The sequence below is a fragment of the Herbiconiux moechotypicola genome (genome assembly GCF_024979255.1).
GTDB lineage: Bacteria > Actinomycetota > Actinomycetes > Actinomycetales > Microbacteriaceae > Herbiconiux > Herbiconiux moechotypicola.
On the sequence record NZ_JANLCN010000008.1, the window covers coordinates 142,410 to 165,701 of the forward strand.

The window sequence follows — 23,292 nt, forward strand, 5'->3', positions numbered from 1 at the left end:
CGGCGCTCAACCTCGGCGCGGAGCGGAGGTGCCCGTTGTTCCCGTCGGCGATGCCGCCGAGAGGCGGAGACCGCGGAATGTGAGCCACAGGCCGATGGCGAGCTCCCACAGGGCGATCGGCAGGGCTGCGAGCCCGGCGAGGGGTGAGACCTGGGGCAGTACCCCGAACAGCGAGGCGACGGCCGACGCGGCCAGCACGGGGGCGCCGATGAGACCGACGAGCGGGATGATGCGCGGCACCAGCCGCCCACGCCAGAGCACACCGCCGAGCAGCACGGCGTTGACCGCCGGGAGGAGTCCCGGGCCGAGCAGGAACGCCTGATCGTGCAGGGCCACGAGCGCGCCGGCCAGGGGATCGGCCGCCGCCGCGGCTGCCGTGCCAGTGTCCGCATCCGCGGCCCCGCTCGCCGTGGCGGCTGCCGCCAGCGCGAGGAGCGCCATCACGCCCACCAGCACGAGTGCGCCCTCGAGTACGCGCGACGCCACGAAGCCCAGCGCCGCCGCCGGGGCGACGCGGCTGGTGAGTGGGTACAGCGCCACGGCGGTGCCGACGCAGGCGAGCGCGAGCACGATCTCGAGCAGCCCCGCCCAGCGTGCCGGGCCCGCCGCCGCGGCCGATGCCGGATCGGTGAGCAGGGGCGTCTTGAGCGCGAGCGCCGGGATGGAGGTCACGAAGGTGAGCAGGTACAGCACGCCCGCGAGGCGGGCGAGTCGTGGGCTGGGCATGGTGTGGGCTCCCGGATGCGGCGAAGCGAGGTGTACGGCGTACACCTCTCGACGCCGAGCCTAGGTGTACGATGTACACCGTGTCAATGACCCGGCAGCCGCTCGATCGATCGCGGGTGATCGAGGCCGCCGTGGAGCGGGCCGACCGCGAGGGACTCGAGTCGATCAGCATGCGATCGCTCGCAGCCGGACTGGGCGTCGTACCGATGGCCCTCTACAAGCACGTGGCCGGGCGCGACGACCTCGTGGCCGCCATGATCGACTCCGTCGTCGAGGCCTACGCGCCGCCCCGACCCGGCCTCGGCTGGCAAGACGCCGTGCGGGCACGCATCCACTCGGCGCGCGCCGGGCTGCTCGCGCATCCGTGGCTCCGCACCGCGATCGAGTCGGCCACGGTGCGCACCCCGGCCGTGCTGGGCCACATGGACGCGGTGGCCGGCGAGCTGCTGCACGGCGGTCTCAGCCCCGACCTCGCCCATCACGCGATGCACGCGCTCGGCCACCGCATCTGGGGGTTCAGCCCCGAAGCGTTCAGCGCCCCGCCCGCGGGCGACGCGGCGTCGCCATCGGCCGCATCCGCCGGCCTCGCGCATCCCGACCCCGCGGCTCAGGCCGAGCTCGCCCGGCAGCTGGCTGAGCGGTTCCCGAACGTCGTCGCCATCGCCCTGAGCGCCGCCGAGCGCACCCCCACCGGTGCCTGCGACGACGACGCCGAGTTCGACTTCACCCTCGACCTGCTGCTCGACGCCTTCGAACGGCTGCACCGTGCACGCTGGGAGTCCCGCCCGGTCGTAGGCTGAAGACATGCTGGTCAAAGCCTATGCCGCCCCCTCCGCCACCGAGCCCCTCGTCCCCGTCACCATCGAGCGCCGGGCCGTGGGCCCGAAAGACGTGCTCATTGAGATCGCCTACGCGGGCGTCTGCCACTCCGACATCCACACCGTGCGCGGCGAATGGGGAGGCATCACCTACCCGCAGGTCGTCGGCCACGAGATCGTGGGGGTCGTCACCGAGGTCGGCTCAGAGGTCACGCTGCACGCCGTCGGCGACCGCGTGGGCGTCGGCTGCATGGTGAACTCGTGCCGCGAGTGCAAGAACTGCCTCGCCGGCATGGAGAACTACTGCCTCAACGGCAACACCCAGACCTACACGAGCGTCGACCGCGACGGCACCATCACCCAGGGCGGCTACTCCAGCCACATCGTGGTGGTGGAGGACTTCGTGCTCAAGGTGCCCGAGTCCATCCCCTATGAGGCTGCGGCGCCGCTGCTGTGTGCCGGCATCACCACCTACTCGCCGCTCGCGCACTGGAACGCCGGCCCCGGCAAGAACGTCGCCGTCATCGGCCTCGGCGGGCTGGGCCACATGGCCGTCAAGATCGCCCACGCCATGGGCGCCGAGGTGACCGTGCTCTCGCAGTCGCTCCGCAAGAAGGACGACGGTCTCGCCATGGGCGCCGACCACTACTACGCCACCAGCGACCCGGCCACCTTCGCCGAGCTGGCCAACAGCTTCGACCTCATCGTCAACACGGTCAGCGCCGACCTCGACCTGGCCTCCTACCTGCGCCTGCTCACCCTCGACGGCACGCTCGTGAACGTGGGGGCGCCGCCGGAGCCGCTTCCCATCCAGGTGTTCACCCTGTTCAACAACCGGCGCTCGTTCGCCGGCTCGAGCATCGGCAGCATCGCCGAGACGCAGCAGATGCTCGACTTCTGCGCCGAGAAGGGCATCGCGCCCGAGGTGGAGGTCATCTCGGCCGAGGCCATCAACGAGGCCTACGAGCGCGTGCTGGCCTCCGACGTGCGCTACCGCTTCGTGATCGACATCGCTACGCTCGCCTGACCCTCGGCCGGCGCTGCGCGGTCGGCGGCGTCGCGCGCTCGCGCTCTGTCACGCCGCCGACCGCGGCTCCGCTCGCGCGCCGTTCGTCCGGTGGCGCAGGAATCCGCGCGTCCGTCGCCCAGAGTGCCCCGGTGAGCGTGATTCTCGCGCCACCGAACGCGCTGTCCGCCGGTGCGGTGTGACTGACGGATGCGCGCCAGGAGGCGCGTCGGCGGCGGGATGGCGCGTGGGCCGTAGCTGGCGCGCGGCCGAACGGGCGTGGCGCTGGTGGGCTCCGGCGGGGCGTCGACTAACGGGGCGGGCTGCGGGCGGGAGCGGTCAGATGAGCACGCGGTTCGAGCCGCGGAGGTCGGCGAGGGCGCGGAGGGGAGCCGACCAGGTGTCGCCGCCGTCGACCCACGCGGCGGGATGCGCGCCGAGGTCGACGGTGGCCAGCGTGCGGTCGACGAGCCTCAGCACCGAGCTGCGGAAGTCGCCCTCGACGTGCAGCACCGTGGTGCTCAGCACCTCGCCCGTGAAGCGGTGCACCGCGAGCCGCCAGCGCTTCGGGCCTTCACGGCGCACGACGACGACGTCGGCGAGTGCCGTGTCGTAGGTGCGCCTCATGATTCCCCCGAAGGATACGCGGCCGGTTAGTTAGACACTCTAGCCACTTTCTCCTCGACACGCTCGGGGGTGTCAGAAATCATCGATGTGCAGATGGTTGCAGGTGTCGGCGAAGTCGACGAAGTTGATGAAGCTCGGCTCGTTGCCCGCGGCATAGCGGCAGTTGGACTGCCCCACCCGCGAGCCGTTCGGCATCATCGGATCGAGCACGGCGATCAGCTGGAGCGACGCCGCGTTGGCGCCCGTGACCCGCACGCCGCCCACCGAGGTGAAGTCGACGGCGTGCCCTCCGCCCTGGCGGTAGTGCGCCGACGCGGTGCCCGCGCCCTCGATCTGCCCGGTGCACCGGCGGTTGATGTCGGAGACGCCCGCGCTGCCGAAGGCCCGCACCGCCGCCACCATCGCCTGCAGGATGGTGACGTCGATGCCGCAGCCCGACACATCCTGACCCTGGGCGATCCAGGCGATCTCGAACACATGGTCGGGGGTCGAGCCGTGGAAGGCGCCGGACGCCACGTAGCCCATCAGCTCCTCTGCCAGCGCCTGCGCGTCGGAGGAGACGGGCCCCACCACCACGCCCCCCTGCTGCGCGGCCGCCGCCGCCGCGGCAGCCGCCGCCGCTGCAGCCGCAGCCGCCGCCGCGGCGCGCGCCTCGACCCCCGCCTGGTACTGCTGCTCGGTCGTGGCGAGGTTCTGCTGCAGGCTGGTCAGCTGGGCGTCGAGCTCTTCTCGGTGCGCGTTCTGCTCCTGCAGCGCGGCCACCATCGCCGCCTGGGCCTCGGCGGCGGCCTGCAGCGCCTGCTGGGCGGCCGCCGCCAGTCCGGTGAGCGCGCTCTCGGCCACCTCGGCCTGCTCGCTGAGCGTGTGGGCGGTGTTGCTGTCGAGCTCGGCCGAGGCGTAGACGGCGCTCACCACCTCGGTGAGCTGGCCCGCCGAGCTCAACTGGGCGAGCAGGTCGTCGGCCTGCTGCGAGGTGCTCGTGAGGAGCATCGAGGTGAGATCGGTGCCGCCGATGCGCACGAACTGGGCGGCGATCACCGCGGCGCGGCGCTCCGATTCCTCCGCCTTCGAGGTGGCCGCTGCGCTGGCGGCCGCGAGGGAATCTGCCTTCGCCTGACCTGCGGCGAGGGCGGCCTCGGCCTCCTCGTTCTCGGCGGTGCGCTGCTCGACGAGGGCCCTGGCCTCCTCGGCGCGCTGCTCGAGATCGGCGATGATGCCCTGGATGCGTGCGATCTCGTCCTGTTTCGCGCTCTCGCTCGACCGGGCCGCCAGCACGTCGTCCCAGCTCGGGTAGTCGTCGGCGAAGGCCGCGGGTGCTCCGAGCACGGTGCCGGCGGCGGTGAGGGCGACCACGAGCAGGCCCGCGGCGAGCGAGCGGATGCGCGTGCGGCGACCGGCGCGCCCGGAACGTGACACGGCGCGGCTCGACACGCGGCGGGAGTGGTTCGGGGTTCGGCCGGAACGGGACGGCGGGGAGGGGTGGTTCATCGATCCTCGGACTCGGCGGGCGGGGCGCCCGCGCCCCCTCATCCAACCTCACGGTCCCGCGTGATCCGCGCATCCGGTCGCGGCAATTCGCGAATCGTTAAGCTCGGGCAACGATCGACCGGTGCCGATAGGGTCGGCTCATGCGCAGAGCGACCGGAGGGCCCGCAGGGCGGGGTGCGGAGGACAGCCCTGGCCGGCGAGGAGCCTCGGCGACGATCGAGATCGACCCGCGCCGGGTGCGCCGGGTCGACATCTCCTACCGCCCGCGCACAGACTCGAGGGCCGACCCGGGCGAGATCGTGTGGACCTGGGTGCCGTTCGAAGAGGCCGACGGGCGGGGCAAGGACCGCCCGGTGCTCGTGGTGGCCGCGGCCTCCGACGGGTCGCTGCTCGGATTGCAGCTCACCTCGAAGCCCCACGACGACCAGTGGGACGTCGCGATCGGCGCGGGGCCGTGGGATGCGGCGGGCCGGCCGAGCTGGGTGCGGCTGGAGCGGGTGTTCCGCCTGAGGCAAGGGGGGCTGCGGCGATCGGGCGTGGCGCTCCCGCCGGAGAAGTACGCCGTGGTCGCCCGCGAGCTCACGCGCCGTTTCGGGTGGACGGGCACGGTGCCCGTTCCGGCTGCGGCGGCCCCGCGCCGGGGGCTGCTCCGGCGTCTGGTCGGGAGGCTGTTCGGCCGACGCTGAGGCGAGCGGTGCAGGCCGGCGGATGCGCGCGGTGGCGTCGGCGGTCGCGGGCAGAGGCGCGGGCGGTCGCCGGCGGTCGGCGCCGGGGCGACACGTCGAGCGGCTGCGCGAGCACACGTTCGTCGGCGGGTGCGGACGGAGGCGCGGGCGGTCGCGGCCGGCCCGTCGCCGAGGCTCAGGCGTCGAGCGGATTCGCGGCGAGGCGGCCGGCGATGCCGCTCGCGAGAGCCGCGGCGGCCGACGACTCCGGTTTGCGGTCGGCCTGAGCGCGGAGGCACCCGAGGAACTCGCCGGGCAGCCCCAGCCGCGGATGCGCGCCCAGCACCTCGGCGCGGAACGCCGCAGGCCACGCCTCGGGCGACCTCCCCGAGATGTCGAGCGAGGTGGCCACTTCGAGCAGGTACGACTCGGCGTCGTCGGCCGGGTCGACCGGATCGCCCATGTGCCGCACGATCACCTCGCGCGCGTGCTCGCGGCGCTCCGGCGCCCATCCGGCGGCCGCACCGAACGCCCATGCGAGCTCGCCGCCCGCGTACTCGAACGGCACGGTGTGACTGTCGAACGCCGGCTCGAGCGCCACGTCGTGCAGGAGGGCCGCCACGAACAGCAGCTCGTCGTCGACGGCGAGCCCCTCCCGGCGACCGCGCTCCGCCGCCCACAGCCACGACCGCACGGCGTGCCCCAGCATGGCCGGCGAGTGGTGCCGTGCCGCCACCTCGTACGCCCCGCGTGCGGCGGCGGTGTCGGGGAACGGGAGGTCGGCGAGGGTGAGCGGCGCGGTCATGGTTCCAGTGTGGCGAGCGGATGCGCGGTGCGGCGCGGTCTGCGGGCCCCGCACCGCGCATCCGGCGGTCTGCCGTCGCGGAATGGCAGGATGTCGCCGCTCAGCGGCCCGGGAACGACGGCGGCGTGGGGTTGTTCGCGCGGATGACCTCGAGCCGGGCGCGGTACTCCACCTCGTCGATGTCGCCCTGCGCGAACCGCTCGGCGAGGGTCGCCTCGGCGCGGCGGCCGGGCTGCTCGGCGGCGAAGGCGCCTGAGCGCCAGGCCCAGGCGTTGCGGCGCCAGCGGCGGCCGACGGTGGCGAAGAGGATCGCGAACACGGCGATCCAGAACAGCGGGATGAGCACGAGCAGGAACCAGGGCCCGCCGCCGAACCCCCACGGGTGGGCGACGGCGGCGGTGGTGGCGAGGGCGGTGATCACGGTGATCCAATCGGTCGGAGTCGGGCTCCGGCGGAACCCGTGCGACGAGCCTCGCGGGTGCGCCGGGACGGGGCGTCCGCCGGCAGGAGTCATCTGCCCGACGGGGGTACTCCCGCGGGAGCACTCACGGGCCGGGCTTCACCAGACCGGTGTCGTAGGCCGTGATCACGAGCTGCACGCGGTCGCGCGCCCCCAGCTTCGACATGACGCGCGACACGTGGGTCTTCGCGGTGAGCGGGCTGAGGTGGAGGCGGGCGCCGATCTCCTCGTTCGTCAGGCCCGAGCCCACCAGCGCGAGCACCTCGCGTTCGCGGGCCGTGAGCACGGCCAGGGGTGCCGCATCCGGAGCCGTCGCGAGGCCGTGCGAGAGCTGTTCGAGAAGGCGGCGGGTCACCCCGGGGCTCAGCAGGGCGTCGCCCTCGGCCACGACCCGCACGGCGCGCAGCAGCTCGACGGGCTCGGTGTCCTTCACGAGAAATCCGCTCGCGCCCGCGCGGATCGCCCGCGCCACGTACTCGTCGAGCTCGAAGGTGGTGACGATCACGATGCGCGTGGCCGCGAGCGCCGGGTCGGCCGTGATGCGTTCGGTGGCCCACAGCCCGTCGCCGTCGGGCATCCGGATGTCCATGAGCAGCACGTCGGGGCGGTGGCGCCGCACGAGCTCGACCGCGGCGGCGCCAGTGCCGGCCTCGCCGACCACGTCGAACCCGGGTTCGGACTCGAGCAGGGCGCGGAAGCCGCCGCGCACGAGCTGCTGGTCGTCGGCGAGGCCCACGCGGATCACGGGGTGGCCCCGGGGGAGGAGGGCGGCGCGGTGGCGGCGGCGGGCGGTACGGTGGCGGTGGGCGGTGCGGATGCGCGGGGTGCGTCGGCGGCGGGCGGCGCGGATGCGCGGGGGAAAGTCGCGGAGACGCGGAAGCCGCCCGTGACGGGCGCGGCGGAGAAGGTGCCGCCGAGCAGGAGGGTGCGTTCGCGCATGCCGAGGAGCCCGCGGCCGGATCCGGCGGACGCTGCGGATGCGCGGTCCGCCGGGTCGTCCTGGTGATGCTGACGATCGATGCCTGCATCCGGATCGTGGTCGGCACCTCGATCCGGCCCGTCGACGACGTCGACACGGTACGAGTCGGCGGTGGCGGAGAGCGCCACCCGGGCGTGCGGCGTGCGGGCGTGGCGCAGCACGTTGGTGAGCGACTCCTGCACGATGCGGAAGACCGCGAGCTGCACGGACTGCGGGACGGCCTGGGCCTCCGCTGCGGTGAGACGATCGTCGAGTTCCACCGACACCCCCTGCGCTCGCACGGATTCGATCAGCGACGGCAGCCGGGAGAGGTCGGGTTCGGGCACGAGAGGGGCGTGGGTGTCGCCGTCGCGGGCCGCCGGCGCATCCGGAGACCCGTCACGGAGAACGCCGAGCACCGCGCGAACCTCATCGAGCGCGGAGCGGCTGGTGGCCTTGATGACGGCGAGGGCCTTGGCCGCCTCCTCAGGTTTGGAGTCGATGAGGTGCAGGCCCACGCCCGCCTGCACGCTGATGGCCGAGAGCGAGTGGGCGAGCACGTCGTGCAGTTCGCGGGCGATGCGCACCCGTTCGGCCTGGGCCTCGGTGGCGCGGCGCTCGGCGGCGAGCCGGCGTGCCTCGGCGAAGCGCCGGCGGCGCGTGCGCACGCTCTCGCCCACCGCCACGCACAGCACCAGCGCGAGGCTGACCGCCACGACGAGCGCCGGCTGCCAGGGCACCCGGAGCGCGATCCCGAGCACGAGTGTGACGAGCCACGCCGCGCCGAGCGAGCACCACGCCCAGAGCCGGGCGCCGCGCACGACGGCCCCCACGATCGCGAACGCGAGCGCGATGAACGGCGGGGCGGACTCGCCCGCCGTGACGAGCACGTAGGCGCCGGCCGAGGCGGAGACCACCGCGAAGGTGGGGCCGGGGAAGCGGCGGGCGAAGAGCAGCGCGAGGGCTCCGACGACGGCGAGGGCGAGGCGCGCGGCGAACTGCACAGGGTCGTCGACCGCCCCGGTGAACCATTCGCGCGGCCGCCAGCGGAACAGTGCCGCGGGCACCTGCACCACGAACGACACCACCACCGGCACCCACAGCGTGAGCCGCCGCGCCACGCGAGCCCTGTGCTGCTCGGCCTCCGCGGCCGGGCTGCCGGGCTCGGGTGCCGGGAGCGGCGCTCCGTCGGCGTCGTACCACCGCCCGAATCCGCCGCTCCACCCTCCCCGCCCTGACCACGGCGACTCCGGATGCGGCATGCCACGATCGTAACCCCGCCCCACCTGCCCCGACACCTCTCCCCGTCGCACCTCGCGCCCCCGCCCTACTCCCACAGGAGTACCCCGCCCACTCCACTCGCCCCCTCTTCCTCCCGCCTTGCCTCTCCCCTCCCGCGGCCTGCCTGACTCACTCACCCGCGCGAGCCTCTCGCCTCACCCCATGCACGTGGCTCGAACCGATCGCGGGCCCTTCCCGATCGAGAGGGCGCAAAATGCCGCCATTTTGCGCGCGAAGCGACACTTCGTGACGGGTCGATCGCGCGGCGCGGCGCGGCGGGGGAATGGGGCGGGTGAGGAGCAGGTGCGGGAGGCAATGCAGCGTAGCTAGGCGGGACGGGCGGGGGCCCGCGGCGGGGCTGCCCCGGGCGGGTCAGGCGGTGCGGCGGCCCCCGCGGCGGGGCTGCCCCGGGCGGGTCAGGCGGGGCGGCGGGCGGCGTCGAGGGCCTGGCGGGTGGCGCGGACGGCGTCGACGCGGGTGGCGTCGAGGGCGCCGCCGACGCGTTCGTGGGAGACGCCGAGCTCGGCGAGACGGGCGCTCAGCGGGTCGTGCGACACCTGCCCGGCGCAGACGATGACGGTGTCGGCGGCGATGAGCTCCCGCCGCCCGTCGGCGTGCAGAACCTCGACACCTGACGGTGTGATGCGCTCGTACGCGAGGTCCGACGCGAAGCGCACCCCCGCATCCCGCAGCTCGCCGAGGGCGACCCAGCGCGAGGTGATGCCCATCCCCGCCCCGAACTTGCCCGTGCGCCGCAGCAGCGTCACCTGCTCACCCGGCCGTGGAACGGATGCGCGGACCCGCGCCCGCTGCGGCAGTCCGGCCCCCTCGAGCGACACCCCCGCCTCCGGCAGCCCGTGGTGGCGCGCGAACGCCCGCGCCCGCACCGCCGGATCGCCCGGCAGCACGAGCAGCTTCGTCACATCGACCCCGATGCCGCCCCCGCCGATGATCGCCACCCGCCCCTCGGGCACGCCCTCGTCGATCGCCCGCTCGTAGCTCAGCACGTGGGGGAGCGTGGCCCCCTCGATGTCGAGCGTGCGTGGCCTCACCCCGGTGGCCACCACGACCGAGTCGTATCCCGCCGCGGCGAGTTCGTCGGCGTCGGCCGCGTGCCCGAGGCGCACCTCGGCGCCGAGCCGGGCGAGGCGGTCGCGGTAGTGGTCGACGGTGAGGGCGTAGTCCTCCTTGGTCGGGATGCGCGCGGCCAGGCGGAACTGCCCGCCCAGCTCGGGCGCGGCCTCGAACAGCGTGACCGCGACGCCCCGCTCGGCGAGATCGGCCGCGGCGACCAATCCCGCGGGTCCGCCCCCGACGACGGCCACACGCCGACGCCCGGAGCCGCTGCCACCCTCCCGCACCACCGACGCCGGCAACGGGTACCGCCACTCGTTCGCGGCCCGTGGGTTCACCAGGCACGACACCGGCTGCATCGTGAACGACCGGTCGAGGCACGCCTGGTTGCACCCGATGCACGAGTTCACCTCGTGAAAGCGTCCCTCCCGCGAGAGCCCCACGATCGCCGCGTCGGCCAGGAACGGCCGCGCGAGCGCCACCGCCGAGATCCGTCCCCCGGCGAGCACGGCCTCCACGTCGCGCAGATCGGTGAGCCTGTTGCTCGCGATCACCGGCACCGCGGTCGGCGCCGACGGGTCGCCGGGCAGCGACACCGCCTCGGCCACCGCCTCCGCGTATCCCAGCCACGCCCCGTGCGGCACCGCGGCCTGCACCGTCGGCACCCGTGACTCGTGCCAGCCGATGCCCACGTTCAGCGCATCCGCCCCCGCCCGCACCAGCGCCCGTGCCAGCGCCGCCGTCTCTTCGGGCGTGGTGGACCCCGGCACGAGGTCGGCACCCGAGAGGCGCACGATCACGGGCACGTCGAACCCCACCGCCTGCCGCACCTCGCGCAGCACCTCCACCGCGAACCGCTGCCGGCGCACGGCGTCGCCGCCCCAGCCGTCGTCGCGCCGGTTCGTCACCGGCGAGCAGAACTGGTTGATGAGATACCCCTCCGACGCCATGATCTCCACGGCGTCGAACCCCAGCTCGACCGCCCGCGCGGCGGCCCGCCCGAAGTCGGCGATGGTGCGCGCGATGCCCTCCTCGTCGAGTTCGACGGGCACCGATGCTCCCGCGGCCCGCCACGGCAGCGGCGACGGGGCGACCGGATGCACGGGCCGGCCCTCCGCATCCGTCACCCCCTCCAGCAGGGCGTAGCGCCCCGCGTGGAAGAGCTGCGCCGCCAGGAACCCGCCCGCCTCGTGCACCGCCGCGGCAGCGTGGGCGAAGCGGGCGTCGCCGGCCGGGTCGCCGAGCACGCTGAAGTCGTGGGCGCCGCACCCCTCCGGGTTGACGGCGAGTCCGCCCGTGATGAGCAGCGACGCTCCGCCGCGCACCCGCTCGGCGTAGTAGGCGGCGAGCGCGACCCCGCCGTCGTCGAGGGTCTCGAGGCCGGTGTGCATGCTGCCGGCCACCACCCGATGCGGCAGCTCGAGCGCCCTGAGCCGCCATGGCGTGAAGGTGCGCTCCAGCGCCGGCGTCGGCTTCGGCATGACGCTCAGGTTACGCCTCGCCGGAGCCGAACACGGCGGCGCGCAGCTCGCCGGTGGTGTCGGCCCAGTACGGGGGCGCGACGACCGTGAGCCCGCCGTCGACGCTCAGCACCTGCCCGGTGATGTAGCCGGCCTTGGCCGAGAGCAGGAAGTCGGCCGCGTCGGCCATGTCGTCGGCCGTGCCCGGGCGCCCCAGCGGGATCTTCTCGAACACCGTCTCGATCGGAGCCATGCCCGGCACGCGGTTGTAGAAGTAGTCGAGCGAGTCGGTGTCGATGAGGCCGCCGTTCACCGCGTTGACCGTGATGCCGCGGGGCCCGTACTCGGCCGCCATGAACTTCACGTAGGCCTCGTTCGCTGCCTTGGCCGCGCCGAGCGCCGCGTAGGTGGGGAAGGCGCGCAGCGACCCGTAGCTGGTGATGGTGACGATGCGCCCGCCCCGGTCCATCAGCTCGGCGGCGCGCACGGCGCCCAGCACGAAGGAGCGGGTGTTGGTGGCGTAGCTGCGGTCGAGGTGGTGCGTCTTCAGTTGCGACACGGGCTTGAAGGCGCTCGCCGCGGCGTTGGCCACGAAGGCGTCGAGGCGGCCGTACTCCTCGGCCACCCGGTCGAAGAGCGCGGCGATGTCGTCGGGCTGCTCGATGTCGGCCTGCACCGTGATGCCCGAACCGCCGGCGGCCACCACGTCGGCGAGCGACTCCTCGGCGAGGTCGGCGTTCACCTTGTAGTTCACCACCACGGCGGCACCCTGCGCGCCGAGCTTCTGGGCGAGCAGGCGACCGATGCCGCGCGAGGCTCCGGTGATGACCACCACGCGGGGTGCGGATGCGGGGGTGCCGTCGGTCATGAGGTCGCCTTTCGGGTTGTAGCAGTGTCAGCTGCGGCGGCGGCCTCGGCGAGCACCGCTCGCGCCACCACCGTCTTCTGGATCTCGTTCGTGCCCTCTTCGAAGCGCTGCGCCCGCGCATCCCGGTACACCCGCTCGATCGCGTTGCGGTGCCAGTAACCCTGGCCGCCGTGCACCTGCAGCGCCTTGTCGGTCACCCGCGCGAGCATGTCGACGGCCACGATCTTCGACGCGCTCGACAGCGCGGCCGCGTCGGCACGCCCCTCCTCATAGGCGCGTGCGGCCTCGAGCACGAGCGCCCGCGCCGCGGCGATGTCGGCGTAGTTCTCGGCGAGATAGGCCTGGATGACCGGCCTCGTGGCGAGCTTCTTGCCGAAGGTCTCTCGCGCGAGCGCGTACTCGACCGCGAGCTCCTGGGCCCGCTCGGCGAGCCCCACGGCGCTCATCGCCACCGACACCCGGCTCGGCAGCAGGAAGCCGCCGAGCGCGACGTCGAGCCCTTGCCCCTCCTCGCCGATGCGCGCCGACACGGGCACTGGGGTGTCGGTGAAGCGCAGGATGGCGTGGTCGGTGCCGCGCACCCCCATGGTCTCGGAGTCGTCGATCACCTCGGCGCCCGGCAGCCCCGTGTTCGGCACGAGCAGCGCGACCGTGCCGGCGGCGCCGTCGGCCGTGCTCGTCCCCTCCAGCCGCGCGAACAGCAGCCAGTAGTCGCATTTCACGCCGAAGGTGATGAGGTGCTTCTCGCCGTTCAGCAGGTACACGTCGCCCTCGCGGCGCACGGTCGAGCGGATGTCGGCCCCGGTGCCGGCCGTGGCCTCGGTGAGCGTGAACGCCACGAGCTTCTCGCCCGACACCGACTGGGCGAGCACGGCCCGCTGCGACTCGTCGACGAAGGGCTCGAGGGCGCGCCACAGCCCGTTGTTCACATGCACGAGCATCCGGATCGACCCGTGCGAGCGCGACACGATCTCGAGCAGCTCGAGGTAGCGCGAGAACGGGATGCCGCGGCCGCCGAGCTCCGCGGGCGCGGCGAGGCTCAGCCAGCCGTTGTCGCGCAACTCCTCATAGAGCTCGCGCGGCACGTCACCCTCGGCCTCGATGCGCTCGGCCCACGCCTCACCGGGCCCGGTCACCCACGCCTCGATCTCGCTCTTGAGGGCCGCGAAGGCCTCCTCGTCGATGGTGCTCACAGTGCCATGCTCTCCTGTTCCGTGTCATCGCGCGCGCCGGCCGCGGCGCGCGCCTCTCCGGCGAGCTGCGCGGCGATCCGCTCGCGCAGCAGGTTCTTCTGGATCTTGCCGACCGGGTTGCGCGGCAGCCCGTCGATGGTCTCGAGCCGCTCGGGCCAGTAGTACTTCGACACCGCGGCCTCGGCCAGGTAGGCCTGCATCACCTCGAAGGCGAGCGGATGCGCGGGGTCGGCGGGCACCACGAACGCGCAGGCGCGCTCGCCGAGCCGAGCGTCGGGCATGGCCACGATGGCCACGTCGCGCACGAGCGGGTGGGCGAACAGCAGGTTCTCGATCTCGACCACGGGCACCTTCTCACCGCCCCGGTTGATGACGTCTTTCACGCGCCCGGTGATGTGCAGGTAGCCGGCCTCGTCGACGATCGCGAGGTCGCCGGTGCGGTACCAGCCGTCGGCGGTGAACACCTCGGCGGTGAGATCGGGCCGGTCGAGGTAGCCGAGGAACATCGTGGGTGAGTGCAGCTCGTAGTGTCCCTCGCGGCCGGCGGTGAGCTCCACGCCCTCGTCGTCGACGATACGGATGCGGATGCCGGCGAGCGGACGCCCGTCGCTGCCCCAGGCGGAGCCCGGCGGGTCGGTGGGCGCCGAGAGCGTGCCGAGGCAAGTCTCGGTGGTCCCGAATGCGCCGCAGACCGCGGTGCCGAGCACCCGGGTGGCGCGCTCGGCGAGCTCGCGGGGCACCGCGGCACCGGTCGCCACGAAGATGCGGAGCGTCGCGGGAGCGGCGGCACCCTGCTCGACCCGGTCGACGAGGTCCATGAGAAACGGTGTGGCCGCCTGCACGAACGCGGCCCCGGCTCCGGGCGTGCCGACGGTGGTGGTGTCGTCGCGTGGCCGGAACACCTGGTCGAGCGCGACATCGGGGTTCCAGATCGGCTGCACCACGCTCGCCACCCCGAGCCGCCAGCTGAGCAGGAGGCCGTAGAGGAAGCCCGTCTGGTGGGCCAGCGGCGAGGGGATGTAGACGCGGTCGCCGCCCGTGAGCCCGAGGTGCGCCACCTCCATCGCGGTGGCGGTGCCGAGGGTGCGGTGCAGGTGCTGCACGCCCTTCGGCTCGCCGGTGGTGCCCGAGGTGAACAGCAGCTGGGCCACGTCGTCGCCGCCGGGACGACGTGCGAGAAGGGCGGATGCGTCCACCCGCGTCGCGGCATCGGCCAGGGCGGCGTCGAAGTCGCGCGCCTCCCATCCGGTGGCCGCGGTCACCGCGGCGGTCGTGGAGGTCACGGCCTCGAGAGGCTCGGCCACGCCCTCGGCGCCCGCTCGCGCGCGGCCGTCGGGCCCGTGGTCGGAGAGCACCAGCACGTGCTCCACCAGGAGCGGGAGCCCGCGCTCGGCCGCCTCGCCCACCACCGCTCCGAGTTCGCCGGCGTGCAGGCGCTTGCGGAACGACCGCGGCACCACGAGCACCCGCGCCTTCGAGCGCGAGAGCACCATGGCCACCTCGCGCGCCCCGAACACCGGCATGATCGGGGCGACGACCGCGCCGATCTGCAGCACCCCGAGCGTCAGCGACACGCACTCGGCCCAGTTCGGCAGCTGGAAGGCCACCGACTCGCCGCGCTGCACCCCGAGCTCGAGCAGCAGTGTCGAGATGCGGTCGGCCTCGGCGCGGAGCTCCGCCCAGCTCAGCGTGAGAGGGCGATCGCCCACCTCGATGACCGCGGCCTCCGCATCCGTGGTGCCGCCCGCCAGGAGGTCGACCGGTTCGGTGAGACCGCCCAGGGCGCTGAAGTCGCCCGCACCCGTGCCCTCGCCGGGCGCCGCCGTGCTCACGAGGCGAGGGCCTCGCTGCGCGCCGCCACCGAGGCGGTCTCGCGCGGCGGAACGCTCATGTCGAGCCCCACGCTCGTCATGGCCTGCAGGAACGTGGGGTACGAGATGCGGTACGCCCGGGGGTAGGTGAGGCGCGACTCGCCGGTGGCCCGGGTGGCGGCCACCGCCAGCGACATGAGCACCCGGTGGTCGTTGAACGACGACATCGATGCGCCTTCGAGCGAGTCGACCCCGGTGACCGTGAGGTCGACGCCGGAGTCGACGAGCCGGCCGCCGAGTTTGTTGAGCTGCAGCATGGCGTTCACGCGATCGGACTCCTTGAGCCGGATGTGCGCGACGTTGTGCAGCCGGGAGGTGCCGTCGGCGAAGGCCGCCATGGCCGAGACCACCGGCAGCAGGTCGGGGATCGGCTGGCAGTCCAGCTCGATCGGGGCGAGCCGGATTCCGTCGTGGCGCACGCGCACGAATCCGGTCTCCTCGTCGAGGTGCATCGGCAGGCCCATCGCGGCCGCGATGTCGAGGAACTCGGCCTCGGGGTGGTCGGTGTCGGCCGCCCGGGTGGCCGAGAGCCCCCTGAACAGCACGTCGGAGGGGCGGAGGGCGGCGGCCGCGAGACCGAACGCCGCCGACCCGATGTCGGGCGGCACGGTGTAGTCGGCGGCGCGGGCCGTCTGCCCCGGGCGCACGGTGTAGTGCAGCCAGTCGTCGGAGACTTCGACCTCGAGCCCGAAGTGGCGCATCATGCGCACCGTGAGCTCCACGTAGGGCTGCTCGTTGAGCTCGCCCAGCACCTCGATCGTCGTCTCGCGAGTGGCGAACGGGGCGAGCAGCAGCAGCCCCGAGATCCACTGCGAGAGCGTTCCGGCGATGGTGACGTGACCACCGGTGGGTCGGCCCGGCTGCACGGTGATGGGCGGGCAGTCGTTCGTCGACTCGTAGCGCACGCCCATCTGGCCGAGCGCGTCGAGCAGCGCCTTGATGGGCCGGCGGCGGAAGTACTTCATGCCGGTGAGCGTGATCGGCTTGTCGGCCAGGGCGGCGAGTCCGGTCATGAAGTAGAGCGTGGTTCCCGAGGAGCCCACGTTGAGCAGGCCCTCCGCCGAGCTCGACCCGTGGTCGACCACGCCGCCGTCGGTGCGGTAAGGGCCGCCGTGCACCACGTAGGAGTCGCCCTCCACCTCGATGCGGGTGCCGAGCGCGCGCAGCACGCCGATCGTCCACACCACCTGACGTGTCTCGGAGAGGCCGTGGATGACGCTCCGGCCGGGAGCGAGCGAGGCGAGCACGAGCGCGCGATGCACGTGGTACTTCGACACCGGGATGTTCAGTTCCCCCGAGATCGCCCCCGACGACCCGTTCACGAACAAGTGCACTGCGTGACCTCCAAAACGCGGCCCGGGGAACACTCGGGCGCGTTCACAGGGGCATCAAAAAGGTTGTGTGTCTCCATGATGCCACCTGTGCAGACGCCCACATGCCGTCTCGGCGATATGAAGGGGGCACTGCCTGTTCTCCTCGTGGACACCGTGCCGTGGCAGGCCCGCGATCAGAGCTCGGTGCGCACCAGGGGCCGTTCGCTGCCCGCCACGCGGATGTCGACGGAGCGGATCTCGGCGGTCGGGATGCTCGTGGAGGCCGACAGGTTGCCCGCCTCGGCACCCGAGGCGGTCCAGCTCGCCACCCGGGTCTCCACGCCGGCCCGGTCGGTCACCACGAGGTCGTAGGTGGTGCCGACCTCGGGCTGCCCGGCCGGTTCGCCGCCGTAGGCCGGGCGCTCGCGGTAGCTGCAGTTCCAGTCGAAGCGGGTGCCCCAGCCCTTCTCCGACACGGTGATGTCGGCGTCGAGCCAGCCCGGCTCGACCTGCGCCATCGCCAGCTCCATGCCCCGCGGGGGCGGTGCGCTCGCGATCGATCCCACCGCCACCCCGGCGACGGCGACCACCACCGCGGCGGCCACCGCGAGGGCGGCCGTGCGCCATCGCACCCGGGTGCGACGCTGGCGCGCAGCTCGGGCCAGGTGCTGCACGGAGACGGTGTCGCCGCCCGGCTGCGACCGCGCATCCGGAGTCTCGTCGGCGTCGAGGGCCACCGCCTGCTCGTTCGTCAGCAGCGACAGCATCGAGGGCATGCCCGCGAGCTCCGCCACCGCGGCCTGACAGCTCGGGCAGTCGTCGAGGTGCTCTTCGAAGCGCCGGCGCTCCTCGGGCGTCAGCATGCCGAGCACGTACGCGGCGTCCCACTCCCTGAACCCACCGTGATCGCTCATCGGCTCACCCCCCTCTCCTGCAGTGCGAGCTTCAGCGCCCGCAGTGCGTAGTGCGCCCGCGAGCGCACGGTGCCCACGGGCACCCCCTCGGCCTCGGCGATCTCGCCCGCCGACCGGCCGAGGTAGTACGAGCTCACGATGGTGCGCCGGTGCTCCGCCGAGAGCGAGAGCAGGGCGTCGGCGAGCAACCAGCGGTCGAGCAGCTCGTCGGTCTGGTCGGAGGTGGGGCGCTCGGGCACCTCGCCGGTGGCGAACTCGCGGCCGTGGCGCGCGCTGCGGCGGTCGTCGATCACGAGGTTGCGGCACACCGTGTAGAGCCAGGCGCGCGCCTCCTCGTCGCCCCGCTCCAGGATGCGTGGGGAGCGCCAGGCGCGCAGCAGCGCCTCCTGCACCACGTCTTCGGCCAGCTCGGGGTCGTGCGTGAGCCGCAGCACGTAGCGCTGCAACGACGGCGCGTGGGCGTCGTGGATCGCGCGCAGCAGCGCGGCCTGCTCGTCGCTCATGGCACCTCCACCCGGTACAACGCGGCGGGGGCATGAAACGTTCACGGCGTGACGAACAGACCCTCCTCCGCGTCACGCGGGGCCCGCTGCTTCATCACGAAGTGCTGCTTCTTGCCCGTGGCCGTGTAGGGCAGCTCGTCGACGAAGGCGTAGCGCCGTGGGCGCTTGAAGCGGGCGAGGGAGTCGCTCGCGAGGCAGAACCGGTCGAGCTCGCGCGCGGTCTCGACGAGGTCGGCCGCGCCGGGGTCGCCCGCACCGGGCCGCAGCAGTATGTACGCCACCACGAGCTCGCCCCACTCGGGGTCGGTGAGCCCGGTCACGATGCTGTCGGCCACCTCCGGGTGCCCCGCCAGCGCCTCCTCCACCTGCACGGGATGCACGTTCTCGCCGCCCGAGATGATCATGTCGTCCTTGCGGCCGACGATGGTGATCATCTCGTCCTCGGTCCAGGTGGCGAGGTCTCCCGGGTACATCCAGCCGTCGCGGAACTTCTTCGCCTGCTCCTCCGGGTTGGCGAGGTAGCTGTAACCGCTCTTCACGGATCGCATGATCACCTCGCCCACCTCGGTGCCGTCCTTCGCGGCGAGGTCGTCGGGGGCCGCGAAGCGGTCGTCGTAGACCTTCACCACCGCCACGTCGTCGTCGATGCAGGCCCGCCCGGCCGCGCCCGCCGCATCCGGGAGGTCTTCGGGGCGGAGGTAGGTGTTCCAGAACGCCTCGGTGGTGCCGTAGCCGTTCGCGATGCGCTTCGTGAGCGTCGACTGGTAGCGGAGGGCCGCCGCGCGGTCGAGGGGTGCACCCATCGTCACGATGCCCGAGAGCGAGGAGAGGTCTCTCGGAGAGGCCTCCTGTGCATCCGCGAGCCGCTCGAGGTTGGTGGGGGCGCCGATCACGTAGGTGAGCCCGTGCCGCTCCACGAGGTCGAGCACGAGTCCGGGCTCGAACTGGGGGAGCGTGACCACCTCGCTGCCCACGTAGAACGCCGTGTTGGGGCCGGCGCAGTAGTTGCCTCCGCGGTGGAACCAGGGCGACATGTTCATGGTCTTGTCGGTGGGGCCGAGCGGGAAGTGCATGATGGCGTCGTGGGCGCTGAGGGTCTCGTTGAGGCTCGTGAGCGGCACGGCCTTCGGCATGCCGGTGGTGCCCGAGGTGTAGAGCCGCGAGGTCTCGTCCCACACCGAGCCGTCGGCGGGGGCGGTGAAGCTCGGGGCGCCGTCGAGGAGGAGCTCCTCGAAGCGGATCGCGCCGGGGAGGAGTGGCTGGTCGCTGTCGCTGGCGCCCTCGCCGGCACCGACCGCCACGAGCGTCGCCGGGCGGTGATCGGCCAGCTCGAGGGCGGTGCGCACCTGCTCGGTGAGCGCTGTCTCGTACACGAACACCGTCGGGCGCGACTGGTTCAGGATGTGCGCCGTCTCGGCGGGCGCGAGCCTGAAGTTCATCGGCGACGACACCGCGCGGAGCCCCTGCGCCGCCACGTAGAGGAAGGCGAACTCGGGCCGGTTGGTGAGCTGGTACCCCACCACGTCACGGTGTCCGACGCCGTGGGCGGCGAGGCCCGCCACGAGGGCGCCGGTCACCGCGCCGAGCTCGCGGTACGTCCACGTGCGGCCGGTGGTGGAGTCGGTGAGGGCGGTGCGCGCGGCGAAGCGGTGCACGTTGCGCTCCACGGCGGAGGCCCAGGTGAAGTGGTGCTCGAACACCTCCCGGAAGGCTGAGGTGTCGAAGAGGGGTGACTCACCCGTGGGGTCGGCTGCGCTGCTCACAGGTCGAGCGTATCGCCCGGCTCGAGAGGGAAGTACTCTCCTCCGCCCTGCGTCGTCGCCCAGCCGAGCCGCTCGTTGGAGAGGTTCTTGCCCGCCACCGACAGCACCATCTCGTGGGTCGGGAAGGCGCGGCGGGGCTTCACCTCGAGCACGTAGTCCATGGACTCGGCCAGGCGCATCCAGGGGGCCCCTGCGGGAGCGGCGAGGGTGTCGACCTGCACGCCCTCCGGCACCGCGAAGGAGTCGCCGGCGTAGTAGAGAAGGTCGTTCACGAGCACGCCCACGTTGTCGATCACGGGGATGGAGGAGTGGATGACCGCGTGCCGGCCACCGAAGAAGCGCAGCGTGAACTGGCCGATCTCCTCGCTGTCGCCCGGGTCGACGCGCGTCACGTCGAAGTCGCTCGCGGCGTTCACCACGCCCTCCGGCCCGAAGATCACGGCGTCGGGGGAGGCGTCGAGGATGCGGCGGAGCTGCTCGGGCGTCCAGTGGTCGGGATGCTCGTGGGTGACGACCACGGCCACGGTGTTCGCCGCGTCGGTGATGGGAGTGGTGAACGCACCCGGGTCGATGAAGAGCTTCTTGCCCGACTGCTCGAGGAGCAGGGCGGCGTGCTCGAACTTCGTGAGTCTCATGGATCCCGACTCAACACCGAACCGGCGTCGCTCGCAACACGGCCGGGCCGCCCCTGCGCATCCTGATGCACCATAATCGGCTGCATGCCCGACACCCCACGGCGCGTCGTCGTCGCGATCAACCCGAACGCCTCGTTCGGGGCCACCCGCCACGTCGGCCCCCAGGTCGTGGCGGCGCTCCGCGGGCACGGGCTGGAGGTGGTGCCGCTGAGCGCCCCCGACTTCGACGGCCTCGTGCGCGTCGTGCGCGCCGAGCTGGCCACGGCACCCGACGCGCTCGTGGTGGTGGGCGGTGACGGCATGGTCAACCTGGGTGTCAATCTCGTCGCCGGCACGCGCATCCCGCTCGGTATCGTGCCGGCCGGCACGGGCAACGACTTCGCCGGGGGCCTGGGGCTGCCCGAGGGCGACCCGGATGCCGCGTGCGCCCGCATCGCCGCGGCCCTCGACGGCGGGCCGCGGGTGGTCGACGCGGCGCGGGTGACGGGGCTCTCGCTTGCGGAGCCGCGGTGGTTCGCCGGGGTGCTCTCGGCCGGGTTCGACGCGCGGGTGAACGAGCGGGCCAACGGTCTGCGCTTTCCTCGTGGTGCCTCGCGGTACGTGATCGCGCTCGTGGCCGAGCTCGTGGGGTTGAAGGCGCGGCGGTACCGGCTCGAGATCGACGGCGAGCCGGTCGAGGTCGACTCGTGCCTGCTCTCCGTGGCGAACAACACCACCATCGGCGGCGGCATGCGCGTGGCGCCCGACGCCCTGCTCGACGACGGGCTGCTCGACGTGTTCATCGTGAAGCCGGTGTCGCGGCTGCGGTTCATCCGGCTGTTCCCGAAGGTGTTCTCAGGCACGCACGCGGGGCTGCCGATCGTGGAGTTCCGCCGCGGGCGGACGGTCTCGGTAGCGGCAGACGGCATCGTGGGCTACGCCGACGGAGAGCGGTTCGGCGAGCTGCCGCTCACGGTGGAACTCGTACCGGGGGCGCTCGCGGTGCTCGCCTGAGCCGGTTCCGGGCTCGATTTGAGATGCGGCGAGTGCGTGTGGCATACTCGTTGAGTTGTTCAAACGGCCCCATCGTTTAGCGGCCTAGGACGTCGCCCTCTCACGGCGGTAACGCGGGTTCAAATCCCGCTGGGGTCACAACATGCGAAAGCCCTCGGTGCAAGCCGGGGGCTTTCGTGTTCTCCACGGGAGTGCGTGGATGGGGTGCGTGGCGGTGCCGCGGTCATGGTGGCACCGGGCTCGTGGCGAGTAGGGTGCACCGCATGAGCGCATCCGACCACCCCGATCTGCACGACATCGAGTACCCCGACAATGCCGGCTACCCCGACGGCGAGGGTGTCGTGGGCAACGGCCCCACGACCGAGGCGGTGCCCTCGGGGGTCGACCCCACGGTCGCCGACGAGCCGGAAGACCCGGCCGACGAGGTGTCGACCGACGCCGACGTCATCGTCGAGAACGACGGCTGAGCCACCTGCTCATCTGCCGTCCACCCGTTCTTCACCGGGCGAGGGGCGGCCGGTCACCCACGGCCTCGATGGTGTCCCAGGATCTAAGAGGATTCACAGGAAAGTCAGAGGTGGTGGAGCGGGATGCCCGAGACCGCGCGCGTCGTCTTCTCGTCGTTCCGGCCCGGCGGCGACCCGATGCTCGACGCCTGGGGGCGGTTCCGCGAGTCGGTGGCGCCCTCGTCTGCGGTGCCTTCAACGGTGGCGGCTCCGTCGGTGGCGGCCGCCGCTCCCGTGCTGACGGCCTCTGGGTCCTCCGCCGCGGCCTCGGTCCCGGGCCCCACGTCGGCGGGCGCGACGCACGTGCGGGTGACGGGGGCATCGACCCGCACACCCACCGCGGCGGCGCCCGGTGCGGCGCCCGCGCGCACCGGAATCTGGCGGCTCCTCGCCACGAACAACCGTGAGCTCTGCCGTTCGGCGCACCTCTATCCCACCTTCGAGGGAGCTCGAGCCCACGTGCTCCGGCTGCGCGACAGGGTCGGCGAACTCGAGATCGTGCCGGTGCAGGGCTCCCGCCCAGGCACCCGCGGGTGGTACCTCACCCACCGCGGCGTGATCGTCGCCACGTGCGGCCGCTGGTACGGCGCCGCCGCCTCCAGTGCCGAGGCCGCGGCGGCCGCCCTCGACGCCTTGGCCACCGCCGAGGTGCTCACTGCCTCCCGCGACGTCACCGCGCCGGGCCGCCGGGCCGCCCCGGATCCCCGCCCGGCTCTCGCCTGGTGACCCGCGCCTCGCCGTCCGCGCCTGCGCCGCAGTCCCGGGCGCGCAGCCTACAGCGGCCGGACACCCGTCGGCAGCAGGCCCGCAGCGAGGTGCGGCAGCACGTGGGTGAGCCGGCCCGCTGTGGTGGGCGGGCGCGGGTCAGCTCGCGCGCAGCACCGAGCGGGTGAAGGAGTCCAAGCGTGAGGAGAGGCCCTCGGCGCGGAGCGCGATCACGGAGTCGGGGTCGGGCTGCAGCTCGGACTTGGGCGGCACGATGCGGATGAGTGCCGAGCACCCGAGGTCGCTGCAGATGTAGGTGCCCACCGTCGACCCCTCGAACCCGGCCTGCCCCGCGCGCGGCGCCGAGAAGAGGGTGACCTGCCCACCCGGCAGGGGAGTGCGGCAGAAGGTGCACATCGCCGAGATTCCCGGCCGTGACCGCGCGCCGGCGGCCTTCAGCATGATGCCCACGGGAACACCGTCGCGCCAGTACACGATGTACCCGCGGTGGATCGCGTGTGCGTCGCGCCAGCCGAGGAACTCCCGGTCTTCCCACACGATCTCGTGCAGTCCGGGCAGCGTCATGCGCTCGAGGTCGTGCTCGCTGATGTTCGTGAAGGAGCCGCGGATCTCCGCCTCGGTGAGTGGCTGCATCCCTTC

General features: G+C 73.1%; 23 protein-coding genes and 1 tRNA gene. 7 read left to right on the top strand and 17 right to left on the bottom strand.

Features of this window, described 5'->3' with window-relative positions; translation table 11 throughout:
• Positions 1–6 precede the first annotated feature (6 nt).
• On the bottom strand, positions 7–726 hold the full coding sequence (locus N1031_RS13890; RefSeq protein ID WP_259480293.1) for a DUF4386 domain-containing protein: 720 nt from the start codon (positions 724–726) through the stop codon (positions 7–9).
• An 86-nt stretch (positions 727–812) separates the two neighbouring features.
• Here N1031_RS13890 and N1031_RS13895 point away from each other — a divergent pair, with 86 nt between their 5' ends.
• Together N1031_RS13895 and N1031_RS13900 are read left to right on the top strand one after the other, a co-directional pair.
• Positions 813–1,526, top strand: coding sequence for a TetR/AcrR family transcriptional regulator (locus tag N1031_RS13895; protein ID WP_259480294.1), 714 nt, complete (start codon positions 813–815; stop codon positions 1,524–1,526).
• 4 nt (positions 1,527–1,530) lie between these two features.
• Positions 1,531–2,571, top strand: coding sequence for an NAD(P)-dependent alcohol dehydrogenase (locus tag N1031_RS13900; RefSeq protein ID WP_259480295.1), 1,041 nt, complete (start codon positions 1,531–1,533; stop codon positions 2,569–2,571).
• 318 nt (positions 2,572–2,889) lie between these two features.
• Here the strand turns inward: N1031_RS13900 and N1031_RS13905 are convergent, their stop codons facing one another.
• Both N1031_RS13905 and N1031_RS13910 read right to left on the bottom strand, forming a co-directional pair.
• Positions 2,890–3,177, bottom strand: coding sequence for a hypothetical protein (locus N1031_RS13905; protein WP_259480296.1), 288 nt, complete (start codon positions 3,175–3,177; stop codon positions 2,890–2,892).
• Between the two features lie 72 nt (positions 3,178–3,249).
• Complete coding sequence (locus N1031_RS13910) at positions 3,250–4,593, bottom strand: hypothetical protein (RefSeq protein ID WP_259480297.1); 1,344 nt, start codon at positions 4,591–4,593, stop codon at positions 3,250–3,252.
• Positions 4,594–4,805: 212 nt separating this feature from the next.
• On the opposite strand from N1031_RS13910, the gene N1031_RS13915 reads away from it, so the two are divergent.
• Positions 4,806–5,351 carry a type II toxin-antitoxin system PemK/MazF family toxin gene (locus N1031_RS13915; RefSeq protein WP_259480298.1) on the top strand — a complete coding sequence of 182 codons (546 nt, stop codon included), beginning with the start codon at positions 4,806–4,808 and terminating at the stop codon, positions 5,349–5,351.
• Positions 5,352–5,526: 175 nt separating this feature from the next.
• Here N1031_RS13915 and N1031_RS13920 read toward each other — a convergent pair whose 3' ends face one another.
• The 13 genes from N1031_RS13920 to N1031_RS13985 all read right to left on the bottom strand — a co-directional run bounded on the left by N1031_RS13920 (position 5,527) and on the right by N1031_RS13985 (position 20,428).
• Positions 5,527–6,135: an HD domain-containing protein gene (locus tag N1031_RS13920; protein WP_259480299.1), complete on the bottom strand. Its 609-nt coding sequence runs from the start codon at positions 6,133–6,135 to the stop codon at positions 5,527–5,529.
• A 100-nt stretch (positions 6,136–6,235) separates the two neighbouring features.
• Entirely contained in the window at positions 6,236–6,556 is a 321-nt protein-coding gene (locus N1031_RS13925) for an SHOCT domain-containing protein (protein ID WP_259480300.1), read from the bottom strand.
• Between the two features lie 124 nt (positions 6,557–6,680).
• Positions 6,681–7,340 (bottom strand): response regulator, encoded by a 660-nt coding sequence (locus tag N1031_RS13930; protein ID WP_259480301.1) that lies wholly within the window; start codon positions 7,338–7,340, stop codon positions 6,681–6,683.
• Positions 7,337–8,815: an ATP-binding protein gene (locus N1031_RS13935; protein ID WP_259480302.1), complete on the bottom strand. Its 1,479-nt coding sequence runs from the start codon at positions 8,813–8,815 to the stop codon at positions 7,337–7,339. The genes N1031_RS13930 and N1031_RS13935 overlap by 4 nt, the downstream gene beginning before the upstream one ends.
• Positions 8,816–9,250: 435 nt before the next feature.
• Positions 9,251–11,389, bottom strand: coding sequence for an oxidoreductase (locus N1031_RS13945; RefSeq protein WP_310795698.1), 2,139 nt, complete (start codon positions 11,387–11,389; stop codon positions 9,251–9,253).
• Between the two features lie 10 nt (positions 11,390–11,399).
• Positions 11,400–12,236 carry an SDR family oxidoreductase gene (locus N1031_RS13950; protein WP_259480303.1) on the bottom strand — a complete coding sequence of 279 codons (837 nt, stop codon included), beginning with the start codon at positions 12,234–12,236 and terminating at the stop codon, positions 11,400–11,402.
• Positions 12,233–13,429, bottom strand: coding sequence for an acyl-CoA dehydrogenase family protein (locus tag N1031_RS13955; protein ID WP_259480304.1), 1,197 nt, complete (start codon positions 13,427–13,429; stop codon positions 12,233–12,235). The genes N1031_RS13950 and N1031_RS13955 overlap by 4 nt, the downstream gene beginning before the upstream one ends.
• A complete protein-coding gene (locus tag N1031_RS13960) occupies positions 13,426–15,261 on the bottom strand; it encodes an AMP-binding protein (protein ID WP_259480305.1) in 1,836 nt (611 codons plus the stop codon). The genes N1031_RS13955 and N1031_RS13960 overlap by 4 nt, the downstream gene beginning before the upstream one ends.
• On the bottom strand, positions 15,258–16,634 hold the full coding sequence (gene aroA / locus N1031_RS13965) for a 3-phosphoshikimate 1-carboxyvinyltransferase (RefSeq protein WP_259480306.1): 1,377 nt from the start codon (positions 16,632–16,634) through the stop codon (positions 15,258–15,260). The genes N1031_RS13960 and aroA overlap by 4 nt, the downstream gene beginning before the upstream one ends.
• Before the next feature lie 173 nt (positions 16,635–16,807).
• The gene (locus N1031_RS13970) at positions 16,808–17,527 is read right to left on the bottom strand and encodes an anti-sigma factor family protein (RefSeq protein ID WP_259480307.1); all 720 of its coding nucleotides are present in this window, start codon (positions 17,525–17,527) and stop codon (positions 16,808–16,810) included.
• Complete coding sequence (locus N1031_RS13975; RefSeq protein ID WP_259480308.1) at positions 17,524–18,030, bottom strand: sigma-70 family RNA polymerase sigma factor; 507 nt, start codon at positions 18,028–18,030, stop codon at positions 17,524–17,526. Before N1031_RS13975 ends, N1031_RS13970 begins: the two co-directional genes overlap by 4 nt.
• Before the next feature lie 41 nt (positions 18,031–18,071).
• Positions 18,072–19,793 carry a class I adenylate-forming enzyme family protein gene (locus N1031_RS13980; RefSeq protein ID WP_259480309.1) on the bottom strand — a complete coding sequence of 574 codons (1,722 nt, stop codon included), beginning with the start codon at positions 19,791–19,793 and terminating at the stop codon, positions 18,072–18,074.
• Positions 19,790–20,428: an MBL fold metallo-hydrolase gene (locus tag N1031_RS13985; protein WP_259480310.1), complete on the bottom strand. Its 639-nt coding sequence runs from the start codon at positions 20,426–20,428 to the stop codon at positions 19,790–19,792. The genes N1031_RS13980 and N1031_RS13985 overlap by 4 nt, the downstream gene beginning before the upstream one ends.
• A gap of 84 nt (positions 20,429–20,512) precedes the next feature.
• Between N1031_RS13985 and N1031_RS13990 the strand changes: the two genes are divergently transcribed.
• The 4 genes from N1031_RS13990 to N1031_RS14005 all read left to right on the top strand — a co-directional run bounded on the left by N1031_RS13990 (position 20,513) and on the right by N1031_RS14005 (position 22,653).
• Positions 20,513–21,421 carry a diacylglycerol kinase family protein gene (locus N1031_RS13990; RefSeq protein ID WP_259480311.1) on the top strand — a complete coding sequence of 303 codons (909 nt, stop codon included), beginning with the start codon at positions 20,513–20,515 and terminating at the stop codon, positions 21,419–21,421.
• Between the two features lie 65 nt (positions 21,422–21,486).
• Positions 21,487–21,559: transfer RNA gene (locus N1031_RS13995), tRNA-Glu, on the top strand.
• Positions 21,560–21,684: 125 nt separating this feature from the next.
• Positions 21,685–21,888 (top strand): hypothetical protein, encoded by a 204-nt coding sequence (locus N1031_RS14000; protein ID WP_259480312.1) that lies wholly within the window; start codon positions 21,685–21,687, stop codon positions 21,886–21,888.
• A 123-nt stretch (positions 21,889–22,011) separates the two neighbouring features.
• Positions 22,012–22,653: a hypothetical protein gene (locus N1031_RS14005; RefSeq protein ID WP_259480313.1), complete on the top strand. Its 642-nt coding sequence runs from the start codon at positions 22,012–22,014 to the stop codon at positions 22,651–22,653.
• Positions 22,654–22,791: 138 nt separating this feature from the next.
• Here N1031_RS14005 and N1031_RS14010 read toward each other — a convergent pair whose 3' ends face one another.
• Entirely contained in the window at positions 22,792–23,286 is a 495-nt protein-coding gene (locus N1031_RS14010; protein WP_259480314.1) for an FBP domain-containing protein, read from the bottom strand.
• Positions 23,287–23,292: the final 6 nt, after the last annotated feature.